This window comes from Nonomuraea sp. NPDC050202 (assembly GCF_040656115.1).
Classification (GTDB): domain Bacteria; phylum Actinomycetota; class Actinomycetes; order Streptosporangiales; family Streptosporangiaceae; genus Nonomuraea.
The window spans coordinates 71,422-92,047 of sequence record NZ_JBFALF010000004.1 but is presented as its reverse complement, the minus strand read 5'-3'; the positions used below and the strand labels follow the sequence as shown (position 1 = coordinate 92,047).

21 protein-coding genes are annotated in these 20,626 nt (G+C 70.8%); 8 read left to right on the top strand and 13 right to left on the bottom strand.

From position 1 onward, the window contains the following. Nucleotides 1-426: 426 nt before the first annotated feature. From AB0I79_RS14180 to AB0I79_RS14170, 3 genes are all read right to left on the bottom strand, one after another. Complete coding sequence (locus tag AB0I79_RS14180; RefSeq protein ID WP_357871879.1) at nt 427-1,263, bottom strand: SRPBCC domain-containing protein; 837 nt, start codon at nt 1,261-1,263, stop codon at nt 427-429. Further along, a complete protein-coding gene (locus tag AB0I79_RS14175; RefSeq protein WP_357871877.1) occupies nt 1,256-1,834 on the bottom strand; it encodes a helix-turn-helix domain-containing protein in 579 nt (192 codons plus the stop codon). The genes AB0I79_RS14180 and AB0I79_RS14175 overlap by 8 nt, the downstream gene beginning before the upstream one ends. A gap of 277 nt (nt 1,835-2,111) precedes the next feature. Continuing rightward, a complete protein-coding gene (locus AB0I79_RS14170) occupies nt 2,112-3,140 on the bottom strand; it encodes a GDP-mannose 4,6-dehydratase (protein ID WP_357871874.1) in 1,029 nt (342 codons plus the stop codon). A gap of 251 nt (nt 3,141-3,391) precedes the next feature. On the opposite strand from AB0I79_RS14170, the gene AB0I79_RS14165 reads away from it, so the two are divergent. From AB0I79_RS14165 to AB0I79_RS14150, 4 genes are all read left to right on the top strand, one after another. Then, nucleotides 3,392-4,642: a glycosyltransferase family 4 protein gene (locus tag AB0I79_RS14165; RefSeq protein ID WP_357871871.1), complete on the top strand. Its 1,251-nt coding sequence runs from the start codon at nt 3,392-3,394 to the stop codon at nt 4,640-4,642. A 3-nt stretch (nt 4,643-4,645) separates the two neighbouring features. Then, the gene (locus AB0I79_RS14160) at nt 4,646-5,356 is read left to right on the top strand and encodes a methyltransferase domain-containing protein (RefSeq protein ID WP_357871869.1); all 711 of its coding nucleotides are present in this window, start codon (nt 4,646-4,648) and stop codon (nt 5,354-5,356) included. Further along, nucleotides 5,353-6,423: a prenyltransferase gene (locus AB0I79_RS14155; RefSeq protein ID WP_357871866.1), complete on the top strand. Its 1,071-nt coding sequence runs from the start codon at nt 5,353-5,355 to the stop codon at nt 6,421-6,423. Before AB0I79_RS14160 ends, AB0I79_RS14155 begins: the two co-directional genes overlap by 4 nt. A 145-nt stretch (nt 6,424-6,568) precedes the next feature. Further along, a complete protein-coding gene (locus tag AB0I79_RS14150) occupies nt 6,569-7,537 on the top strand; it encodes a DUF1702 family protein (RefSeq protein WP_357871863.1) in 969 nt (322 codons plus the stop codon). 4 nt (nt 7,538-7,541) lie between these two features. Here AB0I79_RS14150 and AB0I79_RS14145 read toward each other — a convergent pair whose 3' ends face one another. Beyond that, nucleotides 7,542-8,168 carry a helix-turn-helix domain-containing protein gene (locus AB0I79_RS14145; RefSeq protein ID WP_357871860.1) on the bottom strand — a complete coding sequence of 209 codons (627 nt, stop codon included), beginning with the start codon at nt 8,166-8,168 and terminating at the stop codon, nt 7,542-7,544. 49 nt (nt 8,169-8,217) lie between these two features. Here AB0I79_RS14145 and AB0I79_RS14140 point away from each other — a divergent pair, with 49 nt between their 5' ends. Continuing rightward, nucleotides 8,218-9,171, top strand: coding sequence for an NADP-dependent oxidoreductase (locus AB0I79_RS14140; protein ID WP_357871856.1), 954 nt, complete (start codon nt 8,218-8,220; stop codon nt 9,169-9,171). Here the strand turns inward: AB0I79_RS14140 and AB0I79_RS14135 are convergent, their stop codons facing one another. Further along, entirely contained in the window at nt 9,172-9,813 is a 642-nt protein-coding gene (locus tag AB0I79_RS14135; RefSeq protein ID WP_357871854.1) for a class I SAM-dependent methyltransferase, read from the bottom strand. 74 nt (nt 9,814-9,887) lie between these two features. Here AB0I79_RS14135 and AB0I79_RS14130 point away from each other — a divergent pair, with 74 nt between their 5' ends. Genes AB0I79_RS14130 through AB0I79_RS14120 form a run of 3 tightly spaced genes read left to right on the top strand, consistent with a single transcriptional unit; the run spans nt 9,888 to nt 11,640 of the window. Next, nucleotides 9,888-10,337, top strand: coding sequence for a pyridoxamine 5'-phosphate oxidase family protein (locus tag AB0I79_RS14130; protein WP_357871851.1), 450 nt, complete (start codon nt 9,888-9,890; stop codon nt 10,335-10,337). Then, nucleotides 10,337-10,528 carry a ferredoxin gene (locus tag AB0I79_RS14125; protein WP_225269183.1) on the top strand — a complete coding sequence of 64 codons (192 nt, stop codon included), beginning with the start codon at nt 10,337-10,339 and terminating at the stop codon, nt 10,526-10,528. The genes AB0I79_RS14130 and AB0I79_RS14125 overlap by 1 nt, the downstream gene beginning before the upstream one ends. Before the next feature lie 26 nt (nt 10,529-10,554). Then, on the top strand, nt 10,555-11,640 hold the full coding sequence (locus AB0I79_RS14120; RefSeq protein ID WP_357871849.1) for an alcohol dehydrogenase catalytic domain-containing protein: 1,086 nt from the start codon (nt 10,555-10,557) through the stop codon (nt 11,638-11,640). Between the two features lie 62 nt (nt 11,641-11,702). Here AB0I79_RS14120 and AB0I79_RS14115 read toward each other — a convergent pair whose 3' ends face one another. The 8 genes from AB0I79_RS14115 to AB0I79_RS14080 all read right to left on the bottom strand — a co-directional run bounded on the left by AB0I79_RS14115 (nt 11,703) and on the right by AB0I79_RS14080 (nt 20,601). Beyond that, entirely contained in the window at nt 11,703-12,710 is a 1,008-nt protein-coding gene (locus tag AB0I79_RS14115) for a sugar phosphate isomerase/epimerase family protein (protein ID WP_357873047.1), read from the bottom strand. Further along, a complete protein-coding gene (locus AB0I79_RS14110; RefSeq protein ID WP_357871847.1) occupies nt 12,707-13,858 on the bottom strand; it encodes a Gfo/Idh/MocA family oxidoreductase in 1,152 nt (383 codons plus the stop codon). The genes AB0I79_RS14115 and AB0I79_RS14110 overlap by 4 nt, the downstream gene beginning before the upstream one ends. 17 nt (nt 13,859-13,875) lie before the next feature. Next, entirely contained in the window at nt 13,876-14,931 is a 1,056-nt protein-coding gene (locus tag AB0I79_RS14105) for an ABC transporter substrate-binding protein (RefSeq protein WP_357871844.1), read from the bottom strand. Next, complete coding sequence (locus AB0I79_RS14100) at nt 14,928-15,917, bottom strand: ABC transporter permease (RefSeq protein WP_357871842.1); 990 nt, start codon at nt 15,915-15,917, stop codon at nt 14,928-14,930. The genes AB0I79_RS14105 and AB0I79_RS14100 overlap by 4 nt, the downstream gene beginning before the upstream one ends. Further along, nucleotides 15,917-17,401 (bottom strand): sugar ABC transporter ATP-binding protein, encoded by a 1,485-nt coding sequence (locus tag AB0I79_RS14095; protein WP_357871839.1) that lies wholly within the window; start codon nt 17,399-17,401, stop codon nt 15,917-15,919. The genes AB0I79_RS14100 and AB0I79_RS14095 overlap by 1 nt, the downstream gene beginning before the upstream one ends. A gap of 11 nt (nt 17,402-17,412) precedes the next feature. Next, a complete protein-coding gene (locus tag AB0I79_RS14090) occupies nt 17,413-18,570 on the bottom strand; it encodes an ROK family transcriptional regulator (RefSeq protein WP_357871836.1) in 1,158 nt (385 codons plus the stop codon). A 167-nt stretch (nt 18,571-18,737) separates the two neighbouring features. Then, nucleotides 18,738-19,610, bottom strand: a complete 873-nt coding sequence (locus AB0I79_RS14085) for an SDR family NAD(P)-dependent oxidoreductase (RefSeq protein ID WP_357871833.1) — start codon at nt 19,608-19,610, stop codon at nt 18,738-18,740. A gap of 67 nt (nt 19,611-19,677) precedes the next feature. Then, entirely contained in the window at nt 19,678-20,601 is a 924-nt protein-coding gene (locus tag AB0I79_RS14080; protein ID WP_357871831.1) for a zinc-binding dehydrogenase, read from the bottom strand. Nucleotides 20,602-20,626: the final 25 nt, after the last annotated feature.

The window sequence follows — 20,626 nt, the reverse complement described above, 5'->3', positions numbered from 1 at the left end:
CGTGATGTCCTCGTCAGGCAGAGGCATCACATAGGTGACGCAGCCGGGGATCGCGAGGTGGCTGTGAGCGGTCAGCTCCACCGGCCAGACCTCCTCCGGCGTGGAGAGGGTCTTGATGCCCCAGATGTGTGCTGCGGTCTGGCGGCAGACGGTGGTCTGCGGGGCTGCCCGGGTCACGCGGCGGGCGCGTTCCGCCAGGGAGGGCGAGGACGAGGATGAGGACGATGTTGCCGGTGACGGCGCGGGCGGGATGGATGTGCCCGGCGGCGGAGGTGGAAGCAGCGGTGAGTTCATGGGCGAAGGATGCCGCGGCCGGGCCGAGCGGGGATGGGCAGAACGGGGTTCTGTGGACAGGGGGTGGGCAGAACGAGGTTCTGTGGACAGGGGACGGTTGTCCAGGGTGTGGCGGGCGAGGACGCCGAACACCTACGCCATGATGACCGGCTTCCAGTCCGGCACCTCCAGGTAGCGTCGCAGCTCGGCGAGCCCCGACAGGAAGCCGCCCCACGCCGCGTACGGAGGGTGCGCCTGGTCGAAGCCGCTCTGCACCAGCGTCAGCCGCGTCTTCCCGCCGGACCCCTCCAGCTCCCACGTTCCGACCCCCCCGTCGCCCCAGTCCACGGAGAACTTGCGGTCGGGCACGACCTCCAGCACCTTGGAGGGGTCCGGGTTGTTGTCGAAGCCGCCCATGGCCAGGCGCCCGCCCTCGTACGGCTCGATCTCGATCGTGTAGCCGAACCACCGCGACACCGCCTCCGAGTCGGTGATCGCATGGAACACCTTCGACGCCGGCGCGTCGACCGAGACCTCGACCCGCATGTCCGTCGAGGTGTAGTCCTGCATGGGCGTCAGCGCGCGCCCCTCCAGGTGCTCGGCCAGGTTGGTCAGCACCTGGCACCAGTACGTCTGCAGCACGCCCCGGATGCTCTTGCCCGTGATGACGTCCTGGAAGTCGAAGTGCGTCTGCGACAGAGTCAGGGTCGTCCGGTCGTCACCGTCGGCCTCGATCGACAGCTCGGTCGTCGTCTCCTCGCCGTCGAGCAGCCACGCGAAGCGCACCGTGCGCTCGTCCGCGTGCAGCAGCCGCTGGTGCGGCGCGTCGCCCTCCGGCGTCGTACGCCCCCAGAACGCGAACCGTTCCGGCAGCTCCACCTCGACGTGCTCGGCCAGCCAGACGCGCAGGTCGGCCGGATCGGTCAGCGCGCGGCTCACCCGCTCGACCGGCGCCGGGACGCTGGCGCGGACAATCATGGGCTCAGTCATGGTCTTGTTCTCCTCTGGGCTCTTGAGCGGTCAGCGGATAGCAGGCGAGGGCCAGCTTGAAGGCGTCGCCCTCCGCCCCGCCGTAGCGGGTGAACAGGTTCTGCAGCAGGCCCTGCAACTCGGTCAGGAACTCCTGGCGGTGCTCCGGACGCACGCGGATCTCTCCGGAGAGACCGATCGACGGAAGCTCGGAGGCGGTCCGGTCGAGCGCCGCTATGTCGGCCTGGACCTCCTCCATGAGATCGAGCAGGTAGCCGAGGCTGAGCTGATCGCGGACCTTGCGCAGCCCGAGGTGGCCCACGAGCCGGGGCGACAGCCAGTACGAGCGCGCTCCGGCCTGGTAGATGCCCTCGTGGACGCCGCGCACCTTCCGTTCGGACACCTGGTCGACCAGCCCCGCTTCGACCAGCCTCTTGACGTGGTAGTAGACCCGCTGCGGCGTCTGGCCGAGGCGTTCGGCGACCTCCGAGCAGGTGCGGGGCTCGGCGAGTTGCCGCAGCACCTCCACGCGCTGGGGTTTGAGCAGGGCTTCGGCTTGCTCGATCTCTTCGAGATACAGGACGTCTCTCATGGCAAAAGCAATTTTTTACGTAAAAATTCGTTTTGTCAATGGCCCGGACATGAGGCGGGGTTGAAGACGCGAGCGTGCACGGCGTACGGCGCGCACGGGGATGGGAGCGCACGGGCGCACGCTTGGCGACCAGGGCGCAGGGCCCACGGAGGCAAAGCGCACGGGGGCATGGGGAGGACACCCAGCAGGCAGCAGCCCGGGCCGGCAGTCAGCGGGCAGGATCAGAGGGCAGGGATCAGAGGGCCGGAGTCAGCGGGCCGGAGTCAGCGGGCGGCGATCAGGGCCAGGAGCTGTCGTCATGCGGGTCGCCGCCGTCCGTGAGCAGCCGCAGATCCGCCTCGACCATCATCGCCACCAGCTCGTCGAACGACACCCGAGGCTCCCACCCCAACTGCACCCGAGCCTTCTTCGGGTCCGCGCACAGCAGATCCACCTCCGCCGGCCGATGCAGCGTCTGGTCGGTGACGACGTACTGCTCCCACTCCAGCCCCGCCGCGCTGAAGGCCGCCTCCACCAGCTCCCTGACCGACTTCATCCGCCCGGTCCCGATCACGTAGTCCTCGGGCCTGCCGGCCTGCAGCATCAGGTGCATGGCCTTGACGTAGTCGCCGGCGTACCCCCAGTCGCGCCGCGCCTCCAAGTTCCCCAGCCGCAGCTCCGTCGCCAGCCCCAGCTTGATCCGGGCCACCCCGAGCGACACCTTCCTGGTGACGAACTCGGCGCCGCGCCGCGGCGACTCGTGGTTGAACAGGATCCCGGACACGGCGAACATGCCGTACGACTCGCGGTAGTTCTGCGTCAGGAAGTGCCCGTACGCCTTGGCCACCCCGTACGGCGACCGCGGGTGGAAGGCGGTGCGCTCGTTCTGCGGGGTCTCGCTGACCTGGCCGAACATCTCAGAGGACGAAGCCTGATAAAAGCGGATCTGCCCGCTCGAACCAGGAGAAACACCCCGCGACACGCCCGAGCACACCCGGATCGCCTCCAGCATGCGCAGCACGCCCATCCCGGTCACCTCGGCCGTGAGCTCGGCCTGCTCCCACGACATGGGCACGAACGAGATCGCTCCCAGGTTGTACACCTCGTCCGGCTGAACCCGCTCCACGGCCGAGATCAACGACCCCTGGTCCAGCAGATCCCCCCGCACCACCCGGACGTCGGCCAGCAGCTTCCGCATCTGCGACACGCGCGGGTTCGCCTGCCCGCGGGCCAGCCCCCAGACCTCGTACCCCTGCTCGAGCAGATGCTCCGCCAGATAGGAACCGTCCTGGCCGGTGATACCGGTGATCAGAGCGCGCCTGGCCAAGGGGTCCTCCAACTATCGCCTGCCCTGTCCCTTTGAGACGGGAATGTACAGCTAAGCACCTCGCAAGGACATCAGGCCACATAGAACACGTTCCACCGAACCACGCTCGGTTACGGCAATGTCGCAGTTCGCACGCCCTGCAACGGCCATTGTGAACAATTCCAGCCGACCTACCGAATGGTAGCCTTCTCGGACTAAGGTCATCTTTCACGGTACACGCCCGACTCCGGGCCCTACCGGCGGAGAAAGGGGTGTCCGTGCGGGAGCGAAGGCTGCGGATCGCGCTTCTGTCCTACCGCAGCAAGCCCACCTGTGGCGGTCAGGGGGTCTACCTCCGCCACGTGAGCCGGGAGCTGGTCGCGCTCGGGCACCACGTCGAGGTGTTCTCCGGCCAGCCCTACCCCGAGCTGGACGAGGGCGTCATCCTCCGGAAGGTGCCCAGTCTCGACCTCTACCGCGACGAGGACCCTTTCAGAACGCCCAAGCTGCACGAGTACCGCGACTGGATCGACTGGCTGGAAGTCGGCACCATGTGGACCGCCGGGTTCCCCGAACCGCTGACGTTCACGCTGCGGGCCTACCGCGAGCTGAAGAAGCGCGTCGGCGACTTCGACGTCGTGCAGGACAACCAGACCCTCGGGTACGGCCTGCTCGGCATCCAGAAGCTGTTCCCCGTGGTCGGCACCATCCACCACCCGATCAGCGTGGACCGCCGCATCGAGCTGGAGGCCGCCCAGGGCGCCAAGAAGCTCACCATGCGCCGCTGGTACGGCTTCGTGAAGATGCAGTCGCGCGTCGCGCCGAAGCTCAGCCCGATCCTGACCGTCAGCGAGTCGTCGCTGGCCGACATCCACCGCGACTTCAACGTCCCCCAGGCCAACATGCGCCTGATCCCGCTCGGCGTGGACACCCGCTACTTCCACCCGCGCCCGGACAAGCCCAGGCGCAGGGGCTCGATCGTGGCCGTGGCCAGCGCCGACTCCCCCATGAAGGGCGTCGCCACGCTGCTGCGCGCGGTGGCGAAGCTGGCCACCGAGCGCGACGTGAACCTCACCGTCGTCAGCAAGCCCACCCCCGGCGGCCCGACGGAGCAGCTCGTGCAGGAGCTGTCGCTGCAGGACCGGGTGCGGTTCGTGCACGGCATCTCCGACGACGAGCTGGGCGAGCTGATCGCCACCTCGGAGATCTCCGTCGTGCCCTCCCTGTACGAGGGCTTCTCGCTGCCCGCCGTCGAGCACATGGCCTGCGCCACGCCGCTGGTCGCCAGCCGTACGGGCGCGCTGCCCGAGGTCGTCGGCGACGCGGCCGTGCAGGTGCCGCCGGGCGACTCCGAGGAGCTGGCCGCGGTGCTGCGCCGCCTGCACGACTCGCCGGAGGAGCGCGAGCGGGTGGGCAAGGCCGGATACGACCGCGTCATGGAGCGCTACACCTGGCACGTCGTGGCCAAGCGGACCGTCGAGGCGTACCACGAGGCCATCGAGAACCACAAGAGGAGAGGCTGACCAGTGCTGACCGTGGACTTCGCCCGCCTGCCCGTGGGTCCGGGCGTGCGCGTGCTCGACCTGGGCTGCGGCGGCGGCAGGCACGCCTTCGAGGTGCTGCGCCGCGGGGCGGACGTGATCGCGTTCGACATGGACCAGTCCGAGCTGGACGGCGTGGCGAGCATGTTCGTCGCGATGGACAAGGCGGGCGAGGTGCCCGACGGCGCCACCGGCGAGACCGTCCAGGGCACCGCGCTGGACATGCCGTTCGAGGACGGCAGCTTCGACCGGGTCATCGCGGCCGAGGTGCTGGAGCACATCCCGGACGACATGGCGGCCATGCGCGAGATCTTCCGCGTGCTCAAACCGGGCGGCACGGCGGCCGTGACCGTGCCGAGCTTCCTGCCCGAGCGGATCTGCTGGGCTCTGGACGAGGACTACCACACCGCTCCTGGCGGCCACGTCCGCATCTACACGCTCGCCGAGCTGTCGGCCAAGCTGAAGGCCACCGGCTTCAAGATCGGCCCCCACCACCACGCGCACGGCCTGCACGCGCCGTACTGGTGGATCAAGTGCGCGGTCGGCGTCAACAACGACGAGCACCCGCTCGCCAAGGCGTACCACGAGCTGCTGGTCTGGGACATCATGAAGCGCCCTGCCGCCACCAGGATCGCCGAGTCCCTGCTCAACCCGATCATCGGCAAGAGCGTGGTCCTCTACGTCAGGAAGCCATGATCTCCCGCGAGGAGGTCGTACGGACGGCCGAGAGCATCGCGGCGATCCAGCAGGACGACGGCGGCGTGCCCTGGCCCGAGGGCCACGTGGACGCGTGGAACCACGTCGAGTGCCTGATGGCGATGTCCGCGGCGGGCCTGGCCGAGCCGGTGCGCCGCGGCTACGCCTGGCTGGCCCGCCACCAGCGCGCCGACGGCTCCTGGCCGATGAAGCTGGTCGACGGCGTGCCGACGGAGCCGGGCGGCGAGACGAACCACGCCGCCTACGTCGCCGTCGGCGTCTGGCACCACCACCTCGTCACCGGCGACCGGCGCGTCACCGAGGAGAGCTGGCCGATGGTCAAGGCCGCGCTCGACTACGTGGCGGGGCTGCAGACCGAGCGCGGCGAGATCGTCTGGGAGCGCGACGCGCGGGGCCAGGCCGCGACGTACGCGCTGCTCACCGGCTGCTCCTCCATCCACCAGGGGCTGCGCTGCGGCGTGCTGCTCGCCGACCACCTGGGCGATCCGCAGCCGCACTGGGAGCTGGCCGCCGACCGGCTGGCCCACGTGCTGTCGGCGCACCCCGAGGCGTTCGCGGACAAGAGCCGCTTCTCCATGGACTGGTACTACCCGGTGCTGGGCGGCGCGGTGCGCGGACAGCAGGCGTTCGAGCTGCTGGAGCGCGAGTGGTCGACGTTCGTGGTGCCGGGGCTGGGCATCCGGTGCGTGTCGGACCAGCCGTGGGTGACGGGGGCCGAGACGTGCGAGCTGGTGCTGGCGCTCGACGCGCTGGGTGACCGGGAGCGGGCGCTGGCGCTCTTCGCCGACATGCAGCACCTGCGGCACGAGGACGGCTCGTACTGGACCGGCTGGCAGTTCGCCAACCGCAAGCACTTCCCGCACGAGCGCTCCGGCTACACCGCCGCCGCCGTCGTGCTGGCGGCCGACGCGTTGCTCGGGCTCTCGCCCGGGAGCGGACTGTTCCGCGACATCGACGGGACCGCCGTGTTCGACCCGGAGGTCTGCGGCTGCGCCGCGGTGCACACCGAGGGCCCCGAAGCCCACACAACCGCCGAAGGGCGCTGAGGGGGCCGTACAACCGCTTTTGCGGGTTCTTTGCCCGTACGGGCCGGTGCGCCGCCGATGGGTCGCTGAGCGGGCTTACTAGCTTCTGAGTGACGTACGAGGCGTCTTCGGGGGAAGCGTGGGCGACACGGGCACACCATCGTTCTTGGACCAGGCGAGGACCGAGCCGACACTCTCCGCGGCCAGCGGCCTGCGGCGGTTGCTGGCCAAGGATCCGCTGGAGTCCGATCTGAGCCGGCGCAGGTTCCGGCACAGGGGCGGAGCTTCGCGGACGGTCTTCACCACGTCCGAGCGTTCGTACGTGTTCGGCTACAACGCGGTGATGTCACGAGAAGTCGAGAAGGTCGAGGAGGTCCCGCAGGCCCAGCGGCCCTTCGCCTACGAGGGGGCCGCCGCCGCCTGCACGATGCTCGACCTGCTCACCCTGACCCGGGGCCGGCGCCTTCACGAGCTACTGGCCGGCCCCGCCCAGCATCACCGCCACGCCGCCTACCTCGGCGCCGGCCGCGCGTACGCGCTGCTGCGGCTGCGCCCGGTGTGGGGCGCGCGGCGGGCCCACCCGCTGCTGCGGTGGCTGGCCGTGGACGGGTTCGGCTTCCAGTGGAGCCTGTCCAGGGCCGACCGCATGGTGGGCGAGCGCACGATGCCCGACCTGCTCACCAGGGCGCACTGCGCGGTGTTCGACCAGGGGCTGGGGCGGCTGCTCTGGTACCACGAGTGCGGCGCGCCCGACGACGTCTCCACCAGGATCGGCGGGTACGCGATCCCGCGGCGGGCCGACCTGTGGAGCGGGGTCGGGTTCGCGGCGGCGTACACGGGCGGTGCCGAGGCCGACGAGCTGTGGTGGCTGACCGAGCGGGCCGGGGCGGACGGCTTCCGGGCGTACCTGGCGCAGGGGTGCGCCTTCGCGGTGGCGGCGCGGCTGCGCTCGGGAGAGCTGCCCGAGCACGCGGCGCGGGCGGCGCCGATCCTGGCGGGCGCCGATCCGGAGGAGGCGGCCTCGTGGACCGACCGGGCGCTGATCGCGCTCGGCCACGAGGCGCACACGCACGAGGACTTCCAGCGCTGGCAGTCGCAGACCCGCGGCTCCTGGACCCGCCGCCACCGCTACTGACGCCCTAGCGGACGGGCAGTGACAGCCTGACGGCCGGCGGGAGCGGCGCCGGCTCGGGGTCGGCACGGAACGACTGGATCATCAAGGCCGCGAAACGGCGTGACGCCGCCGCTCTCGTCTCGGGGGTCTCGGCGCGGATGCCCTCGTTCGCCATCATCGCCATGACGAAGTCCTCCAGCACGAAGTCCCGCCGCAGGCCGCCCGCCTCCTTCGCGCGGCGGAACAGCTCGACCAGCAGCCGCAGCGCGCGCTCGCGGTCGGCGGTGAAGGGGTCGGCCGCCGCGGGCAGCCGCGAGGTGAACGCGCGGGAGAAGCCCCGTTCGAGGGCGTGCACCTCCATGAGCCTCTCCACCACCAGACAGAACCCCCGCCAGGGGTCGGACGCCGCCAGCCCCTCCTCGATGACCGCGGAGCACAGGGCCATCGGCTCGGCGAAGGCCGTGGCGAGCAGCGCCTCCTTCGTCGGGAAGTGCCGGTAGACGGTGGCCGCGCCCACCTGAGCGCGCCGGGCGATCTCCCTGATCGGCACGTCGAGGCCCTCGGCCGCGAAGGCCGCACGGGCCACCGCGAGGATGCGCGCCCGGTTGTCGCGGGCGTCCGAGCGCAGCTTCTGACTCACTTCGGCCGTCACCGCTCTCACTTTAGTCAAACGGACGGGGTGTTCCGTTACGGTGCGGCACATGAGAGCAGTTCAGTTTTCCGGGTACGGCCCCGCCGACGTGGTGCACGTCGCCGAGGTCGAGGAGCCGCACGCCGGGCCGGGCATGATCCGCATCGCCGTCAGGGCGTCCGGGCTGTCGGCGGGAGAGACGTACATCCGCTCGGGGAGGATGCGTGAGGTGGTGCCCGTGACGTTTCCGTACCGGACCGGGTTCGACGCCGCGGGCGTCGTGGACGAGGTCGGCGACGGCGTCACGGGCGTCGCCGCCGGCGACGAGGTGTTCGGCATGGCGACCATGGCTTCGCGCGGCGCCAACGCCGACCACGTGGTCCTGGCCGCCTGGGCACCGAAACCGGCCGCGTGGAGCTGGGAGGAGGCAGGCGGGGCCGCGGGCAGCGTCGAGACGGCCACCAGGGTGCTCGACCGGCTCGCGGTCGGCGCCGGGCACACCGTGCTGGTGCAGGGCGCGGCCGGCGGGGTCGGCACGGTCGCCGTCCAGCTGGCGGCGGCCCGCGGCGCCAGGGTCATCGGCACGGCCCGCGAGCACAACCACGACCTCCTGCGCTCGCTCGGCGCCGAGCCGACGACGTACGGGGCGGGGCTGGCCGAACGGGTCCGCGCGCTGGCACCGGACGGGGTGGACGCGGTGTTCGACTGCGCGGGAGGGGCGCTGCCCGACCTGATCGCCATCGCGGGCGACCCGGCGCGCGTGGTCACCATCGCGCCCGACCCCGCCGCGGCTGCCCACGGCGTGCACATGTCACACGGCGTGGCGGGAGACGACGCCGCGGCGGCCGTCGGGTCCGCCGCCGACCCGCTGGCGCTGCACGGTCTCGGCATCGCGGTCGAGCTGGCCGCGCAGGGCCGGTTGCGAGTGCCGGTCGCGGCGGCGTTCCCGCTCACCGAGGCCGCCGCCGCGCACGAGCTCAGCGAGAGCCGCCACGCCCGCGGCAAGATCGTCCTGGTGAACTGATCAGATACCGGGCCCGACGCGCTCCAGGACGCGCATCGACCCCGTGACCGCCACCTCTTCGAACGCGCCGGAGTCCAGCGCCCGCCGGTACACCCGGTACGGCGCCTGCCCCCCGTCGGCCGGGTCGGGGAAGACGTCGTGGAAGACCAGCGCCCCGCCCGCCATCACGTGCGGCGCCCAGCCCTCGTAGTCGCGGGTCACGGGCTCCTCAGAGTGACCGCCGTCGATGAACAGCATGCCCAGCGGCGTGTTCCAGAGCCCGGCGACCCGCTCCGACCTCCCGACGACCGCGATCACCTCCTCCTCCAGGCCCGCGGAGGCGATCGTGGCCCGGAACGTCGGCAGCGAGTCCATCTTCCCGAACCGGGGATCCACCAGGGTCGGGTCGTGGTGCGCCCAGCCCGGCTGGATCTCCTCCGAGCCCCGGTGATGGTCCACCGTGACGACCACGGACCCGCTCTGCCGGGCCGCCGCGCCGAGGTAGACGGCCGACTTGCCGCAGTAGGTGCCGATCTCGCAGATGGGTCCGAGCTTGCCGTACCGGCAGGCTGTCTCGAACAGGGCCAGCCCCTCGTCGGGCGGCATGAATCCCTTGGCGTGCTTCGCCGCGTAAAGCAGCTCTGACGGCATCGTCATAGGCATGCACCCTAGCCGAACCGAATAACATTCCAAACGGCCCTTGCAGGGCCGATCTGCAACCTGTTCTACTTGGCAGCGTGAATCAGCGCGCTCGCATCGCCATGTCGGACGACGAGGTCACCGCCTTCCTGGAGGGCTCGCGCAAGCTGCAGCTCGCGACCATCAACCCGGACGGTACCCCCCACCTCGTCACCATGTTCTACGGCCTGGACGAGGGCCGGATCTCCTTCTGGACCTACGCCAAGGCGCAGAAGACCCGCAACCTGACCCGCGACCCCCGGGTGAGCTGCCTCGTCGAAGCCGGCGACGACTACGACGAGCTGCGCGGCGTCCTCGTGTACGGCAAGGCCGTGCAGGTGGACGACCGCGACCGGGTCATGGCCATCGGCCTGGCGATCGCCCGCCGGATGACTCCGGGCGTACCCGACGAGCTGCTGCTCCCGTACGTGGAGAAAACCGGCGCCAAGCGGGTTGCGTACGTCGTCGAGCGCACGAAAGTGGTCTCATGGGACCACAGGAGGCTCTGATGAAGGTCAAGGTGGACGAGCTGGTCTGCGAGGCCAACGCCGTGTGCATGGGGCTCGCGCCGGAAGTGTTCGAGGTGGACGACGACGACCAGCTGCACATCCTGCTGCCAGAACCACCCCCCGAGATGCAGGACCGCGTCCGCCACGCGGTCAGGTCCTGCCCGAAAGCCGCTCTGTCCCTCGAGGAATAGCCCGCAGGCAACGAGGAGGAACCCCCATGCGCGCCGCGATCCTGCACGCCGTAGGCAACGACAAGCTCGACATCCGTGACGACGTCACCCTGGCCCCCGTCGGGCCGGCCGACGTACGCGTCCGGATCAGGGCGACGGGCGTCTGCCACTCCGACCTGTCGGCCATGACCGGCGTGCTGCCCCAGCCCGTGCCGCTCATCCTCGGCCACGAGGGCGCGGGTGAGGTGGTCGAGGTGGGCGAGCACGTCACGTCGGTCAAGCCGGGCGACCACGTCGTGATCAGCTGGCGCCCGGCCTGCCAGGAGTGCGAGCTGTGCGTGGGCGGCCAGCCGTTCCTGTGCATGAAGTACGTCATCGAGTCCTTCAGCAAGGGCAACTTCCGGCTCGGCGACGGCTCGACGGTGTTCGGGATGGCCGGGTGCGGCACCTGGGCCGAGGAGATCGTCGTGCCCTGGCAGGGCGCGATCAAGATCGACGACGACGTGTCGTGGGAGGCGGCGGCCCTGATCGGCTGCGGCATCACGACCGGCGTCGGGGCCGCGCTCAACACCGCGAAGGTACGCCCCGGCTCCACGGTCGCGGTGGTCGGCTGCGGCGGTGTCGGCCTGGCCGTCATCCAGGGCGCGCGGGTCTCCGGCGCCAGGACGATCCTCGCGGTGGACCCGCTGGCGTCCAAGCACGAGCTGGCCAGGAAGGTCGGCGCCACCCACGCGGTGACGCCCGAGCAGGTCCCCGACGCGCTGAACGAGCTCACCGGCGGCGGCGGCTTCGACTACGCCTTCGAGGTGGTCGGCAAGTCCGCCACGATCCAGAGCACCTGGCAGCTCGCCAGGCAGGGCGGCGACGTCATCGTCGTCGGGGCGGGCGCGATGGACGACATGGTCTCGATCTCCGCCTTCAGCCTGCTGTTCGAGGGCAAGAACCTGCTGTCCAGCCTGTACGGCGAGGCCGACGTGCGGCACGACTTCCCCTACTTCGCCAAGCTGCACAAGGCCGGCCTGCTGGACCTGGAGTCGATGATCAGCTCCCGCATCCGCCTGACCGACCTGAACGACGCGGTCGCGGCGCTGAAGGGCGGCGAGGTGCTGCGCCAGATCGTCCTGATGGACTGACGGCCAATGCCGTGCCGGCCGCGCGGCGCCCGTAGCCGGAGCGGGGCGCCGCGCGGCGCGGGTCAGGTCGTGGAGAAGGCGGCGTCGAAGGCCGTCGTCGGCGGGGTGATGGAGTTCAGCTTGCGGATGTAGGCCAGCGCCTCCTTCGCCCCGTCGAGCCGGTCCATCCCGGCGTCCTCCCACTCGATCGAGATGGGGCCTTCGTACCCGATCGAGTTGAGGGCGCGGAAGCAGTCCTCCCACGGCACGTCGCCGCGTCCGGTCGAGACGAAGTCCCAGCCCCTGCGCATGTCGGCCCACGGCAGGTGCGACGACAGGCGGCCCCTGCGGCCGTCGCCGACCCGCATCCGCGTGTCCTTGCAGTCCACGTGGTAGATGCGGTCCTTGAAGTCGAGGATGAACCCGACCGGGTCGAGGTCCTGCCACACCATGTGGGACGGGTCCCAGTTCAGCCCGAACGCCGGCCGGTGGCCGATGGCCTCCAGCGTGCGCACGGTGGTGTGGTAGTCGTAGGCGATCTCGCTCGGGTGCACCTCGTGGGCGAAGCGCACGCCCACCTCGTCGAAGACGTCGAGGATGGGGTTCCAGCGGTCGGCGAAGTCCTGGTAGCCGGCGTCGACCATGGACGCCGGCACCGGCGGGAACATCGCCACCGTGTGCCAGATCGACGAGCCCGTGAAGCCGACCACGGTGTCCACGCCGAGCAGCGCCGCGGCGCGGGCGGTGTTCTTCATGTCCTCGGCCGCGGCCTGGCGCACCGACTCGGGGTCGCCGTTGCCCCAGATGCGGGCCGGGAGGATGGCCTTGTGGCGCTCGTCGATGGGGTGGTCGCAGATGGCCTGGCCGACGAGGTGGTTGGAGATCGTCCACACCTTCAGGCCGTGCTTGTCGAGCTGGGCCCGCTTCTGCTCCACGTACGAGGGGTCCGCCACGGCCTGGGCCACGTCGAAGTGGTCGCCCGAGCAGGCGATCTCCAGGCCGTCGTAACCCCATTCGGCCGCCAGCCTGCACACCTCCTCGAACGGCAGATCGGCCCACTGTCCGGTGAACAGCGTGACTGGTCGCATCAGTCCTCCACGTTCGTGTAGCGGCTGCCGTCAGCCGCGCTGCGCTCGACCGCCTCCAGCACCCGCTGCACCCGCAGGCCGTCGGCGAACGACGGCGAGGGGTCGGCGCCGGTGGCGACCGCCTCCAGGAAGTCCTTGATCTCGTGGGTGAAGGTGTGCTCGTAGCCGAGGCCGTGGCCGGGCGGCCACCAGGCGCCGACGTACGGGTGGTCGGGCTCGGTGACCAGGATGCGCTCGAACCCGCCGCCTCCGGCGCTGAACCACAGCTCGTTCATGGCCTCGAAGTCGAAGGCCAGGCTGCCGAGCGAGCCGTTGAGCTCGATGCGCATCGCGTTCTTGCGCCCGTTGGCGAAGCGGGTCGCCTCGAACGAGGCCACCGCGCCGCCCGACATCCGGCCGATGAACAGGGCCGCGTCGTCCACCGTCACCTCGCCCCTGGCGGCGGACCCGGTGGCCCCGAGGCCGGCCGACTCGCTCGCCAGGGGGCGCTCCTTGATGAACGTCTCGGTCAGCGCCGACACGCCCACCACGTTCTGGCCGGTGATGAACTGGGCGGCGTCCACGATGTGCGCGCCGATGTCGCCGAGCGCGCCCGATCCGGCCTTGTCCTTCTGCAGCCGCCAGACCAGCGGGAACTCGGGGTCGACGATCCAGTCCTGCAGGTACTGCGCCCGCACGTGCCTGATCTCGCCGATCCGGCCCTCCTCGACGTACCGGCGGGCGAGCGCGATCGCGGGCACCCGCCGGTAGTTGAAGGCCACCATGCTCTTGCCCTGCGCAGCGGCTGCCGCCGCCACCATGGCCTCGGCCTCGGCGACGGTGTTGGCCAGCGGTTTCTCGCAGATCACGTGCTTGCCGGCCTGCAACGCGGCGATGGCGATCTCCGCGTGGGAGTCACCGGGCGTGCAGATGTCGACGATCTGCACGTCGTCGCGCTTGACCAGCTCTCTCCAGTCCGTCTCGATGTCGGCCCAGCCGAGTTGTGCCGCGGCCGCCTCGGTACGTTCCTTCGACCGGCCCGCGAGCACCGCCATGCGGGGCGCGAGCGGCAGGTCGAAGAACGCCCCGACGCTGCGCCAGGCCTGGGAGTGGACGCGGCCCATGAAGGCGTAGCCGACCATGCCCACGCCAATGGTGGTTCTGTCTGACATGCAACCCCCGATCAGGATCAGGATTCGAAGCCGAGTGCCAGGTACTTCTCGACGTTCTCCTTGGTAATGGTCTCGGACGCGAGCGTGATGGACTGGGGAACCTGGTTCTCCACCAGATCACTCATGCCCTTCCCCTGTGCTATCAGACGCGCCAGCTTGATCGCCGAGGAGGCCATGGTCGGCGAGTAGGTGACCGTGGCCTGCAGCACGGAGCTGCCCGACTGGATCTCGCGCATCGCGTTCAGCGAGCCGGCGCCGCCGACCATGATGAACTCGTTGCGGCTGGCCTCCTTGATCGCGGCCAGCACGCCGACGCCCTGGTCGTCGTCGTGGTTCCAGAGCGCGTCGATCTTCTTGTGCGCCTGCAGCAGCGACGTGGCCACCTCGTTGCCGGTCTCGACGGTGAACTGCGCGTCCTGCTTGGCCGTGACGCTGAACCCGTACGACTTCAGCGCGTCGGCGAAGCCCTTGCTGCGGTCCTGCGTCAGCGGCAGCGTGGCGATGCCCTGGATCTCGACGATCACCGGGTTCGACACGCCCTTGTCCTTGAGCTGCTTGCCGATGTAGTGCCCGGCGGCCACGCCCATGCCGTAGTTGTCGCCGCCGATCCACGAGCGGTAGGCCAGCTTGTCGGGGAAGATCCGGTCGAGGTTGACGACCGGGATGCCGGCCGCGGTGGCCTGCAGCGCGACCTGGTTGAGCTGCTGGCCGTCGTTGGGCAGGATGACCAGCGCGCTCACCTTGGCCGCGATCAGCGACTCGACCGCGGAGATCTGCTGGTTGATGTCGTTGGTCGGCTCGACCGGCTTGAAGTCGATGTCGGTGTACTGCTTCGCGGTGGCCTCGGCGTTCTTGGCGATGGCCGCGATCCAGCCGTGGTCGGCCGCGGGCGCGGAGAAGCCGATCGTCACCTTGGTGCCCGGCTGGTCGTTGCCGCTGGCCGCCGGGGCGGGCGCCGGGGCGGCGCTGGTGGGGCTCGCGGCGGGCTCGTTGCTGGTGCAACCCGCCGCTAACAGCGCAGCTCCGCCGAGTCCGCCGATGAGGAATCCCCGGCGCGCGACGTTGTCACTCATGGTGCTCTCTCCTTCAGATTCCGCCGCTGGAGAAGGACGGCGACGACAATGATCAGGCCCTTGGCGATCAGCTGGTCGCTGGTGTTGAGCCCGTTGAGGATGAACAGGTTGGTGATGAGGGTGAAGATCAGCAGGCCCAGGATCGAGCCCACGATCGTGCCGCGGCCGCCGGTGAGCAGCGTGCCGCCGATGATCACGGCGGCGATGGCGTCGAGCTCGTACAGGTCGCCGTGGGTGGACGAACCCGTGGTGGTGCGGGCCATGATCAGGATGGCCGCGATGCCGCAGCACAGGCCCGACAGCGCGTACAGCAGCATGGTGTGCCTGCGTACGTCGATGCCGGCCAGGCGGGCCGCCTCGGGGTTGCCGCCGACCGCGTACGTGCGCCGCCCGAACGTCGTGCGGTTGAGCACGATCCAGCCGAGCACCACGACCAGCGCGAAGATGTAGACCAGCAGCGGGATGCCGAGCAGCCGCGTGGTCGACAGGTCCACGAGGGCCGTGTTGTCCGCCCCGATGAGCTGCGTCTTGCGGTCCGACATGCGCTGCGCGAGCCCTCGGGCGGCCACCAGCATGGCCAGCGTGGCGATGAACGGCACCAGCCGCCCGTAGGCGATCAGTAAGCCGTTGACCAGCCCCGCTCCGGTGCCGACGAGGATCGCGCAGATCACCATGACGACCGGCCCGTACGACTGCGTGGCCAGGGTCGTGGCCCACACGCTGGCCAGCGCCATGACCGCGCCCACCGACAGGTCGATGCCCCCGCCGATGATCACGAACGTGGCGCCGACCGTGATCACGCCGATCGTGGCGGCCAGCGACAGGATGCTGACCAAGTTGGAGGTGGTCAGGAAGTTCTCGGGGCGGGTGATCAGGCCGACGACGACCAGCAGCGCCAGCGCGCCGAGCAGGCCGAGATGGCGCATCTCGCTGACCCCGCGGATCGACGGCAGAGCCGGCGCCGCCTTCGTCGTGGGCTCGCCCATCAGGCCGCCCTCCCATTCATGATCATGTCCAGTACGCGGTGCTCGTCCAGCTCGACCGCCTCTCCCTCGTGGATCACGGACCCTTCACGCAGCACCAGCACGCGATCGGCCAGGCCCAGCACCTCGGGCACCTCGCTGGAGACCAGCAGCACGCCGATGCCCTGCTTGGCCAGGTCGTGGATGACCGCGTACAGCTCGGCCCTGGCTCCCACGTCCACGCCGCGGGTGGGCTCGTCGAGCAGCAGCAGCTTGCGCCCGCCGAGCAGCCAGCGGGCGAGCACGGCCTTCTGCTGGTTGCCGCCCGAGAGGGTCCTGATCGGGCGTTCGGGGTCGGGTGGGCGGATGCTCAGCATCTCCGACAGCCGCCTGGCCTCGCTCCGCTCCCGCTTGCGGTCGATCCAGCCGAACCTGGCGAAGCCCGGCAGGGTGCCCAGCGTGATGTTGGCCGTGACGCTCTGGTCGAGGAGCAGGGCCTGGGCCTTGCGTTCCTCGGGGGCCAGGCCCATGCCGCTCCTGACCGTGCCGACCACGCCGCGGCGTACCGGGCGGCCGTCGAGCAGGACGCGGCCCGTGGCGGGGCGGGCGCCGTACACGGCCTCCAGGATCTCCGAGCGGCCCGAGCCGACGAGCCCGGCCAGGCCGACGATCTCGCCCGCGCGCACGGCGAACGAGACATCCTTGAAGAGGCCCGGCGAGGACAGGCCCTCGACGCGGAGCACCTCATCGCCGAGCTCGCGCCCGCCCCTGGGCGGGAAGACGTACTCGACGTTCCTGCCCGTCATGAGCGAAACGATTTGCGTGGTGGGCGTGTCGCGGGCGGGCAGGCCGACCGCGACCGTGCGGCCGTCCTTCAGCACCGTGACGCGGTCGCCGATCTCGCGGATCTCCTCCAGGCGGTGCGAGATGTAGACCACGGCCACGCCCTGGGCGGTGAGCTCGCGGATGATGCGGAAGAGGTTGGCCACCTCGTCGTGGGCGAGCGCGGCCGACGGCTCGTCCATGATGATCAGGCGGGCCTCGTGGGAGAGCGCGCGGGCCATCGAGACGACCTGCTTGGCCGCCGGGGACAGCCGCCCCACCTCCGCCGCGGGCCGGATCTCCGGGTGCCCCAGGCGCTCCAGCACCTCGCGGGCGGCGCGCCGGCCGGCGGCCCTGTTCACGAAGCCGAGGCGGGCGTGCTCGTGGCCGAGGAAGATGTTCTCGGCCACGCTGAGGCCGTCGACCAGGTCGAGCTCCTGGTAGATGGTGGCGAAGCCGAGCTTGATGGCGTCGATGGGGCTGCCGGGGCGCACCTCGGTCCCGTTGAACGAGATCGTGCCCTCGTCCGGCTGGTGGACTCCGGCCAGCACCTTGATCAAAGTGGATTTGCCGGCGCCGTTCTGGCCGAGCAGGCAGTGCACCTCGCCCGCCCGTACGTCCAGATCGACCCCGTCCAGCGCGCGCACGCCGGGGAACTGCTTGACGATGCCCTTCATGACCAGCATCAGGCGTCCTATCAGGCGTTGACTATGCGGTTGATGTTGTCCGGTGACAGGTAGTGCTCGATGGCGAGGATCCCGGCGCCGAGCGCGGCGGCGTTGATCCCCGTACGGCTCGGCGTGATCGACAGGTGGTGCGTGGCCAGCGGGAGCGACCTGCGGTAGACCGTCTCCCTGATCCCTGCCAGCAGGTGCTCGTGCACCCGCGACAGCGCGCCGCCGATCACGATGACCTCGGGGTTGAAGAAGTTGACCAGGCTGGCCAGCACCTCGCCGATGAGCCGGCCGGCCTCCCTGACCAGGCGCAGCGCCTGGGTGTTGCCCGACTGGACGAGCGCCACCACGTCGGCGCCCGTCTCGGCCGCCAGGCCCAGCTCGGTCAGCCGCCGCGCGATGGCCGCCCCGCCGGCCACGGCCTCCAGGCAGGCGCTGTTGCCGCACCGGCAGCCGGCGTCCTCGTGACCGCTGACCCGGATGTGGCCGATGTCGCCCGCCGAGCCCTGCGCGCCCCTGTGCAGCTTGCCCTCGGCCATGATCCCGCAGCCGATGCCGGTGCCGACCTTGACGAACAGCAGGTGCCTGGTGTCGGCGAAGGCCTCCCGGTGCTCGCCCAGTGCCATCACGTTGACGTCGTTGTCCACCAGGACCTCGACGCCCTCGAAGTAGTCGGGGACGGGGTAGTCGTTCCAGCCGGGCATGATCGGCGGGTTGTTCGGCCGGCCGGTGGCGAACTCCACCGGCCCCGGCACCCCGATCCCGACCGCCCGCAGGGCGCTCCTGGGCCGGCCCACCCGGCCGAGCAGCTGGTCGAGCCGCTGGTCCACGTGGGCGAGCACCTTCTCGGGGCCCTCGCCGATCAGCAGGGCGTCCTCACACTCGGCCAGCACGTTGCCCGAGATGTCCATGAGCGCGACCCGGCAGTGCGTGGCGCCCAGGTCCACGCCGGCGAAGGCGTGGTCCTCGGTGTGCAGGCGGAGCTGGCGCGGAGGGCGGCCGCCGGTGGACTCGCCGCTCTCGGTCTCCTCGACCAGGCCACGCTCGATCAGCGCGTCCACGCGCTGGGAGATCGTGGACCTGGCCAGGCCGGTCAGCCTCGCCAGATCGGAACGGGTCGTCGCGGAGCCCGCGCTGATCAGCGTCAGCACGTCGCCGGCGGAGCCCGGCTGGGGGGTCATGCCGCGACAATAAGATCACCGATGGGGCAAATCAAGAGCGGGGATCGACCAAACTCCCCCAACTTCCGCCGGAGATCGAACAAAGCCCGCTTATCGCCCCATTTGTCCTAGAACGCGAAAGCGCCGGCCCCCCTTTGCCCGGGGACCGGCGCTTCACCTTTCGTCGGTCAGAGCATGGCCTTCATAGAGTCGGCCGCCGTCAGCACGTACGGCTGCTCGGCCATCACCGCCTCCCAGTTGCCCGCGATCGCCTCGGGCGTCAGGTCGTCGGCCTTCCATCCCGGCCCCTCGGCCACGAACACCCGCGCCACCTTGCCGCCCCCGACCGTGAACACCTCGCCGCTGGCCTCGCACGACTCGTGCACGAGGTAGGCCACCAGCGCGCTGACCCGCTCCGGCGTGAACTTGGCCTCGAACTCGGCCGGCAGCAGCGCCTCGGTCATCCGCGTCCACGCGACGGGCGCGATCGCGTTGGCCTTGATGCCGTTGCGGGCACCCTCGATGCCGAGCGTCTTTGTCAGGCCGACCAGGCCCATCTTCGCGGTGGAGTAGTTGGCCTGGCCGAAGTTGCCGAACAGGCCGGCGGGGCTGGAGGTGTTCACGACACGGCCGTAGCCGGCCGCCTTCATCAGCGGGTACGCGGCCTGGCTGACGAGATAGGAGCCGCGTACGTGCACGGCCAGCACCGCGTCGAACTCCTCGACCGTCATCTTCCCGAACGACTTGTCGCGCAGGATGCCCGCGTTGTTGACGACGATGTCGACCGTGCCGAACGCGTCCACCGCCGCCTGGACGAGGGCCTTGGCGCCCTCGGGGGTGGCGACGTTGTCGGCGTTGGCCACGGCCTGGCCGCCGTTCTTCGTGATGAGGTCGGCCACCTCGGCCGCGGGACCCGCCGAGGCGCCCGTGCCGTCGAGCGCGCCGCCGAGGTCGTTGACGACGACCTTGGCACCCCGCTCGGCCAGCAGGAGCGCGTGCGACCTGCCCAGGCCGTGCCCGGCCCCCGTGATGATCGCGACCCTGTCATCGAACCGAAGCATCGAACCTCCCAGGCGAGGAGAACAACATTCTAGTACGGCTACGATAACCGCCCCACCCGCTCCCGCCCTACCCCTGGGGCCCGAGGTCGAAGACCGCCTTCCCCCGCACGCGCCGGCCGCGCAGCGCCTCGGCCGCCTCGGCGAAGCGCTCCCAGGAGTCCCGCCAGCCGATCTCGGGCACCAGGGCGCCCTCGGCCGCGAGCCGGACCAGCTCGGCCAGGTCGCCGGCGGCGCCGAACTCGTTGACGTACGACATGAGCGTCTTGCGCGGCCCGACCGTCGCGTACGGCGGGAAGACGGCCGGCTTGCCCGAGGTCCAGCCGACGGACTGGAGGCTGCCGTCGGGTGCGAGCAGCTCCCACGCCCTGACCAGATGGGGCCCGCCGACCGCCTCCACCACGATGTCCACGGGCTCCTTGACGTCGTCCAGGCCCACGACCACCTCGTGGGCGCCGGCGTCGGCCAGCCCCTCCCCCCGCTCCGGCGCGCCGACCGAGGCGATGACGTGCGCCCCCGCGCGGGCGCCGAGTTGCACGGCGTACCGTCCGACGCCGCCCGAGGCGCCGGTCACCAGCACCCGCTTGCCGGGGGCGACCCCGGCGGCCCGCAGCGAGCGAAGGGCGGCCAGCCCGGCGGTGGGCAGCGCCGCCGCCTCGGCCAGCCCGACACCGTCGGGCACCTCGGCCACCGCCGACACGTCGACGGCCACCCGCTCGGCGAAGACGCCCTGCGCGAAGAGCACGACCCGCGTCCCGGCGGCGGGGCCGGAGCCGTCCGCCGCCTCCCGCAGCACGACCCCGGCCGCGTCCAGGCCCAGCGGCGCTCCGACCGGGACGCGCCCGGAGGTGGCGTCGTTGATGTCGGCGTAGTTGAGCGAGGCGTGCAGCACGTCGACCAGCAGTTGCCCGGGACCGGCGACGGGGTCTGCGAGGTCGCCGAAGCCGATGCCGCCAGGTGCGGACGGGTCGACGATGAGGGCGCGCGTGGACATGTGACCTCTCCTGAGGTGGTGGGGC